The sequence below is a fragment of the Janthinobacterium sp. BJB401 genome (genome assembly GCF_013372745.1).
Lineage (GTDB): Bacteria > Pseudomonadota > Gammaproteobacteria > Burkholderiales > Burkholderiaceae_D > Janthinobacterium > Janthinobacterium rivuli.
On sequence record NZ_JABXFH010000091.1, the window covers coordinates 1 to 7636 of the forward strand.

The following is a 7636-nucleotide window of genomic DNA, read 5'->3' on the forward strand; positions in this document are numbered from 1 at the left end:
AACTGCCCCGGTAAGCTATCTAGAAAATAGCAACAGGAAGTCTTCAAAGGAGTTTGCAATCTTTCGCCAGTAGTCATCGTCCCACAAGATGACAGAGGGCGCGCTGCGGCCCCCTCTGTAGTCGAAACAGAATGGACTCCCGTCACCGGCCATGCCGAAACAGATGATTTCTGTAAAATCAATAATGTCCGGCATGGCTCCCGGCTCAGCACTGACACTTCCAGGCTCCCCATAGCAGCCATCACCTACGAAACACACGCCAAGCTTCGCTGTCTGGGCACTCAATTCGACGACATCCTTATAGATGTGAGCCAATTCCGTCTGCAAGACGTTACCGAAAGAATCGAGCTCTTCCTTCAGTCTCAAATTGCAAAATCCTTCCGCCTCCCGATATATTGCTGCAAAAGCAACATACTCGACGGGCAGATCCATACCGTTCATCTGCATTGCTGACTTTACCTTTCACAATCGGAACATAATATTAAAACAAAATTGCTTCTGCGCCACCTTCGGGTGGTTTTTTTCGTCCCGATTTGTCGCGCTGCACCAAATTCTGAAAAGACGTTTCACATCGCGAAATTTCGAGCAACGGACTCAGCAATTACTTCTCTCACTTTTTGAAAATTCATTTCATATCATGAAAAATATAAATTAAGTCGTTGTAAAACAAAGACTTAATTTAAGTTATATGTCTTATATAAGACTTGAACATCGACGCCAATCGGCCTACTATTTAGTCATGCAGTTTGCTTCGACACGACGTTGTGGCGCACTCGGCGATTTTCTCAAACATTGCTTTTCTTTTTAGGAGATTCACATGTCCCAATATCAAGACGACATCAAGGCCGTTGCCAGTTTGAAAGACCAACAAGGCAGCGCCTGGAACGCGATCAATCCCGAGTCCGCCGCCCGCATGCGCGCCCAGAACAAGTTCAAGACCGGCCTGGACATCGCCCGCTACACGGCGAAGATCATGCGCAACGACATGGCTGCCTACGATGCGGACCCATCCAAGTACACCCAGTCGCTCGGTTGCTGGCACGGTTTCATCGGTCAACAGAAGATGATCTCGATCAAGAAACACTTCAACAGCACCGACCGCCGCTACCTCTACCTGTCCGGCTGGATGGTCGCCGCCCTGCGCTCCGAGTTCGGCCCGCTGCCAGACCAGTCGATGCACGAAAAAACCGCCGTCACCAGCCTGATCCGCGAGCTGTACACCTTCCTGCGCCAGGCCGATGCACGCGAACTGGGCGGCCTGTTCCGCCAGCTGGACGCTGCCCAAGGTGCTGACAAGCAAGCCATCCAGGCCAAGATCGACGGCCACGTCACCCACGTCGTGCCCATCATCGCCGACATCGACGCCGGTTTCGGCAATGCCGAAGCCACCTATTTGCTGGCGAAACAGTTCATCGAAGCGGGCGCCTGCTGCATCCAGATCGAAAACCAGGTGTCCGACGAGAAACAATGCGGCCACCAGGACGGTAAAGTCACGGTACCGCACGAAGACTTCCTGGCCAAGATCCGCGCCATCCGCTACGCTTTCCTGGAACTGGGCGTGGACGACGGCATCATCGTTGCCCGCACCGACTCGCTGGGCGCCGGCCTGACCAAGCAGATCGCCGTCACCAATGAACCAGGCGACCTGGGCGACCAATACAACTCCTTCCTCGACTGCGAAGAAGTGTCGGCCGACGCGCTGGGCAATGGCGACGTCATCCTCAAGCGCGAAGGCAAGCTGCTGCGTCCAAAACGCCTGCCAAGCAACCTGTTCCAGTTCCGCGCCGGTTCCGGCGAAGAGCGTTGCGTGCTCGACTGCATCACCTCGCTGCAAAACGGCGCCGACCTGCTGTGGATCGAAACGGAAAAACCGCATATCGCGCAAATCGGCGGCATGGTCAGCGAAATCCGCAAGGTCATCCCGAACGCCAAGCTGGTGTACAACAACAGCCCGTCGTTCAACTGGACCCTGAACTTCCGCCAGCAAATCTTCGACAGCATGAAAGCGGCAGGCAAGGACGTGTCCGCCTACGACCGTGCCCAGCTGATGAGCGTGGAATACGACCAGACGGAACTGGCGATCGCCGCCGACGAGAAAATCCGCACCTTCCAGGCCGACTCGGCCCGCGAAGCCGGCATCTTCCACCACCTGATCACCCTGCCGACCTACCACACGGCAGCATTGTCGACCGACAACCTGGCCAAGGAATACTTCGGCGACCAGGGCATGCTGGGCTACGTGGCCGGCGTGCAGCGCAAGGAAATCCGCCAGGGCATCGCCTGCGTGAAACATCAAAACATGTCCGGCTCGGACATCGGCGACGATCACAAGGATTACTTCAGCGGCGAAGCGGCGCTGAAGGCGGCTGGCAAAGACAACACCATGAACCAGTTTTAAGCTTTTGGCTTGACTGTAGAGTGAGAAAGCCCGCTTCGGCGGGCTTTTTTGCGTCTGACCGTTGCGTAATGTCAGCTTCGTAGGTCGGCTTAGCGGAACGCGTAAGCCGACATGCATGGCCCAGGCGCATCGGGCTTTGCGGCCTGCGGTCCCCCCCAGCAATAGCGCTGATACCAAACTCACTTACCGGCAATCGATATCGATCTCGTTCTGCCCGGCCTTGCTGCCTTTTCTGTAGGTGAATTGGCAAAGGCTGACACTGTCGTCCATCCTCTTCGACAACGTTACTTCACCATGCACGCCGTAACTGCATTGCAGCCACTTGCCCTCTGGATAGCGGCCTTCCAGACGGTAGCTGAGTGTCGTTTGCCCTTTCTTCTTGCGCTCCCCGCTGGGTACCAGCTGCCCCCTGCGCTCCGGTGCGCCATCGATCGGCGCTGCGGCGCTCAGGTAGAGCGGACTGTCGATAAACGGTATCCAGCCTGTCGGCACGGAATTCAGACTGATCGATACCGCAGGCACGCTCTTCGGGCAAGCATATGAGGCGCTCACCGCAGCCTGCGCGAACAAAGAAAAAATACAGCAGGCGGCGCCGGTCAACAAACATTTATGTTGCATGGACACCCCCTATTCGATGATGAAAAAAGCATCGGCATTGTTGCTGGGATCGATATGCAAGCCATTCTTGTACTGGCCTTTGGAGCGCAAGGTGCGCGAAGTCACGATGCACGGGCACTTGCCCGACCACTAGTCCATGACGAGGATGCCGTCCAGAGTCTGTCCCATATACAAGGCCGCGTGATTGCCTTGCTGATGATTCCCATACTTACCGTTGATAAACGTAGCAATGGCCGTGCCTTTGCGCAGCAAGCGATTTCCCAGCACAGCCTCCCCCTGCTTCCAGGCCAACGTGGCCGGCGCACCCGCGTAGTGGCAGACCAGCGCAACGCATTGATGATTGCCGACCATGGTGGTTTTTTCCAGGTCGTCGACTTTGGTGTAGGTGTAGGACATGGGGTTCTCCGGGGTTGATGGGAGAGGCTTACGATACATGGGGGAAACTATGGGGGGATTGAGGAGGGACAAGGTTTGCGGGGGAGTAACGGTTACGCAAATTTGATTGCGCATCTGTATTCGAATGAATACAATGTTTTCATGAAGACGGTCAAAAAAACCAAGCACTTCAGCAACTGGTTGTCCCAGATCAAGGACGACAAGACAAAGGCAATCATCGCCCAGCACATCGTCCGGCTGGAGAATGGCTTGGGTGATGTGAAGGCAGTTGGTGGCGGCGTGCGTGAATTACGCATTGATGTAGGGCCAGGCTGGCGTGTCTACTTCATCGAAGTTGAAGGGTACGTGATCGTGTTGCTCCTGGGCGGCAACAAGAGCACCCAGACTGCCGACATCAAGAAGGCCAGGCAGATGATCACAGAATTGAAGAAATCTGCTGCAGTGAAATCCGCCGCAAAACCAAAAAATTAATAGCGACCCTAAGCAATACAGGAGGAGCATCATGACTGAGCACAACATCACGCTGTCCGACCTTGAAGGGCTGGATCTGGAAGACTTCGACCCAGCGGAATACATCACCAGCGATGAGGCAGCCGCCGCCTACATCACGCAAGCACTGGCAACGAACGATGCCGCCATATTCGCCGCCGCCGTTGGCGATATCGCGCGTGCGCGTGGCATGAGCGAAATCGCCAAGGCGGCTGGCTTGGGACGCGAGAGTCTGTACAAGGCACTGCGCCCGAATAGTCAGCCGCGCATGGAAACCATGACCCGCGTACTGAGTGCGCTTGGGGTACGGCTGGTGGCGGAGGTTGTTGGGGCTGGGAAGGGGGAGGTGGTGGGTGGCGCTTCCAAAAAAGCGGGGGCTGCGAAACCGCGCTCGCGGGTCAAGTCGACGGCAGCGAAGCCAGCAGCTGCCTAGGGCTAGGGCTAGGGCTAGGGCTAGGGCTAGGGCGGCCATTAGGGCACGGACTGATGCTTCGGACGCCGTAACACCTATTGGGGCCTTGTCGGCACAATTTCATGGCCTAGCGGGAAATCAAAGGGGGGAAACTACCGGCCCTCTTCGATTCGACCAACTGCTGCGGCTGCCCGGGCAGCTTCGTGCGCAGAGGGCGTGCGTTCTTGGTTTTAATCAGATTCTCGATAGAGGTGGCTTCTACCGTGTCCAATGCCTCAGTCCGTGTACGGATAGCGGACCTGACCCCGCATCGCTTAAATCATTCACTCGACATTTACGCCCCTCATCTTCAGTATGCGATTCATTATCCCTTCGTGAGAAATCTCGTCATAGCTACCTCTGTCAATCTGGGCTTCAAAGAGTGGCCTTAGTTCATCAGCAAGAGTCTTTCTTTCGAACAATCGTTTGAAGATCCATAAATAAATATCTACAAGCTCTAGGCCAACACAGGTGTCACCGGGTCTAAAGTCCAACGGTATGTCTGGCATACCTTCAAACGATACCATAGGCATATCAGGTGGCCCGTCAAAATCTATTCCAGCAGCAGACGCGTAGAATTCAGCCAATGTCTGCTGAGCTTTGTTGAACTCGTTTTGCCTGTCAACAATAATCGCTTCAGACTTCTTACCTTCTTCCACTATACGACGGGCTATGCCGTGCATAACAAACTGGAATCCAATGATATTAGGGGCAATTTGCTTAATCTGATCCTCATCAGACGCGTTATAGGAAATTTCTTCAGGATTTTTGGCAGCCCAAGTCAACGCCCTTCTGATTATTCTCCGTGCCACAGCAGTTCGAATTCTTCCTATGCCTTTTAGCAAGTCACGGCATAGCAGGGACAGATCCTGGGCTGCGCGCTTTTCGTCTGTGTCCACCCTAATATTCCATGCGCGCTCAGCGCTGGTAGCATTAAACAGCAAATGTACCTCCAACAACAGCGTGTACCTATATGGAGTCCAATAGGCATAGTAGGGAACTGCCTCGTTCATCCCGCTATCGAATACTTGATCGAAGAAGCAGAACTCTGCATGAGCTCTTTTCTTCACGACATAAAAATCAAATACAAGTCCAAGCCGGTTCTGAATCGCCATCAGCCGATCAGCTAACAGCACCAACCTACCGTTTCCGAGTTGATTAGCGTGAAGCCGATCAGTGTCAACCACTTTCCTCATTGCAATCACTTCTTCAGTGATAAGCTCATCAAGATCACCAGGAGCCGTTAGGACCCCATAGTAAAGGTTGGGCTGATTTTTGATATCTTTAAAAATCTTAGATCCAGAATGTCCACTTTCGTCTACATAGTGATACATAGATGTTGTTACAAGACTTTCGTCTTTCATATAAATGCTCAATCTAAGTTGTTTGCAACGTCCCGATGTATCTGCGTCCCCCAATCCACCGGACATAAGCACACCAAAATTTCCTGAAATCAGCCGTCAAAAAGCTTGACAAAACATGCGCTGCGGGTAGCCAATAAAAACCTTTTTGACTCTGTCGGCCGCCATGTTAGAAAAAGTACTTCTTGCATTTTCCACTTACCTTCATTCCAGCCAATTCCGGGATTTGGCCAAGCATGTAGATTTTCCGAACACATTTACACGGGACCGCCGTAGTGGAAAGCAATTTTTTCTGCAACGCGACGGTAAAATTTTCTACAAGGTTCTCTTAGGGCAAACACAGGAAACGGGAAAATAGCACTTTAAGATCTAGCCGTATAACGCGCCGATTTCATGCCTTGATTTCGACATTATAAGGGTAAAATTTCCTCGCGATTTTTATTGTTTGAATGAACTAGCAGGCCTCTCTTGCTTTGATTGTGCAAAAATCCGAAGCCTCCAACACAAAAAATGAGAATGCTAACGCCGAATCAGATTGCCCATATAACAAAAATAGGCATATTTAATTTTTCTACATGCCCGCCAGGCTTAAAGTACTATTTTACCCATTTCCTGTGTTCTCCCCTATTCGGCCTTGGACTTGTCCTGCGGATGATAGGGCCGCGCTGGCAGGATCGAGGTGCCTAGTCCTGTGGTCAGTCCGAGTTATGTTTTCTCTTTAAAGCCAATGAATGAAATCCATCTCCTGGGATATTGGATCTAAACTCTGTCCCGCTGGTACTGTCTGGAGTGCCGTTTCAAATTCATTCGGTGAAATATTTTTCGCCCAAGGATTTCTACAAAATGTAGGGTTTGGAGGGCTTCCCCATGTCCAGTATTCACCATAATCCAGTCCCTGTAACTTTCCAGGACAACGTCTTTCAGCTAAAATTTCTTGAAGAAAGAATTGATGTTGTGTGACTATCACACCATTCACATGTGGGTATTTTGCAATTTCGCCATTTGGCTTATTAAAACTGCGGTCAGTTAGCAGGCCACAACCGGGATTTGAAATTGGTGTAATAGCTTCAAACATTCGTTGGCCCCAGCAGACAAACAAAAGACCATAAGTTGGAATGGTGATTTCAGAAAAACTTGAGAATTTTTTTTCTGCGCTGCTTAGGAAATCTTTAATCTTGTTATCTAATGGTAAAGCAATAGTTCCCTTTCCGTATAAATTTTCGGTGATGTCTTTTACGTGCGGGAATCGTCCAACAACCTGTCCTTTTGCATTTCTATTTTTCGCCTCGTACTCTAATAATGATGGGCACTTGACCTCAACAAGCAATCGCCATTTTTTACATGAAATCATAAATTCTGGATTATTCCCATTTAGATCTACTGGCTCCCATTCGTATGCGTAGCCATTTTTATGGGGAAATGACTCAAGGAATTTTTTTGCGATTACGAGTTCACATAAAGCCTGAACAATCTGTTCGTACCTTTCCTTTTCCGCGCCTCGGATTTCACCTATCTTTTTAATTATTTTGACAGCAGTTCCAGGAACTGCCTTGTCGAGCGCATATGCAAAAAAAACAAACCGCCGAGCAAAGTCTGTTCTTTTTGTGAAGTGATACCGTAGAAAATGTTCTGAGACAGGCTTAAGTATGTGTTCATCTATCGCTTTCCAGATCATTTTCGGTGTTTGTTGGCTCATAAAATTTTCTTTAAGAAATAACTTTCATGATAACACTTTACAAATGAAATTTAGTAGATTGCGCGTGACGGAGGCAACAGCCAGACTCATGGGGAGCGAGGGTCGGGAGCGAGGGTCAGGTCCGCCATTCCGTACACGGACTGATGCATTGGGCGCCGTAGACGCTTGCTCAGTCGAAACCTGATTAGAACCACGAACGCGCGCCGCAGGCGCGCGGGGCTGCCGCG

General features: G+C 51.2%; 7 protein-coding genes and 1 pseudogene. 3 read left to right on the forward strand and 5 right to left on the reverse strand.

Annotated features, from left to right (window positions below; all coding sequences use genetic code 11):
* Nucleotides 1-15: 15 nt before the first annotated feature.
* Nucleotides 16-432 (reverse strand): SMI1/KNR4 family protein, encoded by a 417-nt coding sequence (locus HWE17_RS28015; protein ID WP_217916920.1) that lies wholly within the window; start codon nt 430-432, stop codon nt 16-18.
* A gap of 385 nt (nt 433-817) precedes the next feature.
* Here HWE17_RS28015 and HWE17_RS28020 point away from each other — a divergent pair, with 385 nt between their 5' ends.
* Nucleotides 818-2398, forward strand: coding sequence for an isocitrate lyase (locus HWE17_RS28020; RefSeq protein WP_176391057.1), 1581 nt, complete (start codon nt 818-820; stop codon nt 2396-2398).
* A gap of 183 nt (nt 2399-2581) precedes the next feature.
* Here HWE17_RS28020 and HWE17_RS28025 read toward each other — a convergent pair whose 3' ends face one another.
* Entirely contained in the window at nt 2582-3016 is a 435-nt protein-coding gene (locus tag HWE17_RS28025) for an STY0301 family protein (RefSeq protein ID WP_176391058.1), read from the reverse strand.
* A gap of 9 nt (nt 3017-3025) precedes the next feature.
* A pseudogene (locus HWE17_RS28030) lies at nt 3026-3526 on the reverse strand (BPSL0067 family protein).
* Nucleotides 3527-3553: 27 nt separating this feature from the next.
* Between HWE17_RS28030 and HWE17_RS28035 the strand changes: the two are divergent.
* Nucleotides 3554-3883, forward strand: coding sequence for a type II toxin-antitoxin system RelE/ParE family toxin (locus HWE17_RS28035; protein WP_176391059.1), 330 nt, complete (start codon nt 3554-3556; stop codon nt 3881-3883).
* Nucleotides 3884-3914: 31 nt separating this feature from the next.
* Complete coding sequence (locus tag HWE17_RS28040; protein WP_176391060.1) at nt 3915-4334, forward strand: addiction module antidote protein; 420 nt, start codon at nt 3915-3917, stop codon at nt 4332-4334.
* A 302-nt stretch (nt 4335-4636) separates the two neighbouring features.
* Here the strand turns inward: HWE17_RS28040 and HWE17_RS28045 are convergent, their stop codons facing one another.
* A complete protein-coding gene (locus HWE17_RS28045; RefSeq protein WP_176391061.1) occupies nt 4637-5716 on the reverse strand; it encodes a DUF3800 domain-containing protein in 1080 nt (359 codons plus the stop codon).
* A 715-nt stretch (nt 5717-6431) separates the two neighbouring features.
* Nucleotides 6432-7409, reverse strand: coding sequence for a hypothetical protein (locus HWE17_RS28050; protein ID WP_176391062.1), 978 nt, complete (start codon nt 7407-7409; stop codon nt 6432-6434).
* Nucleotides 7410-7636 lie beyond the last annotated feature (227 nt).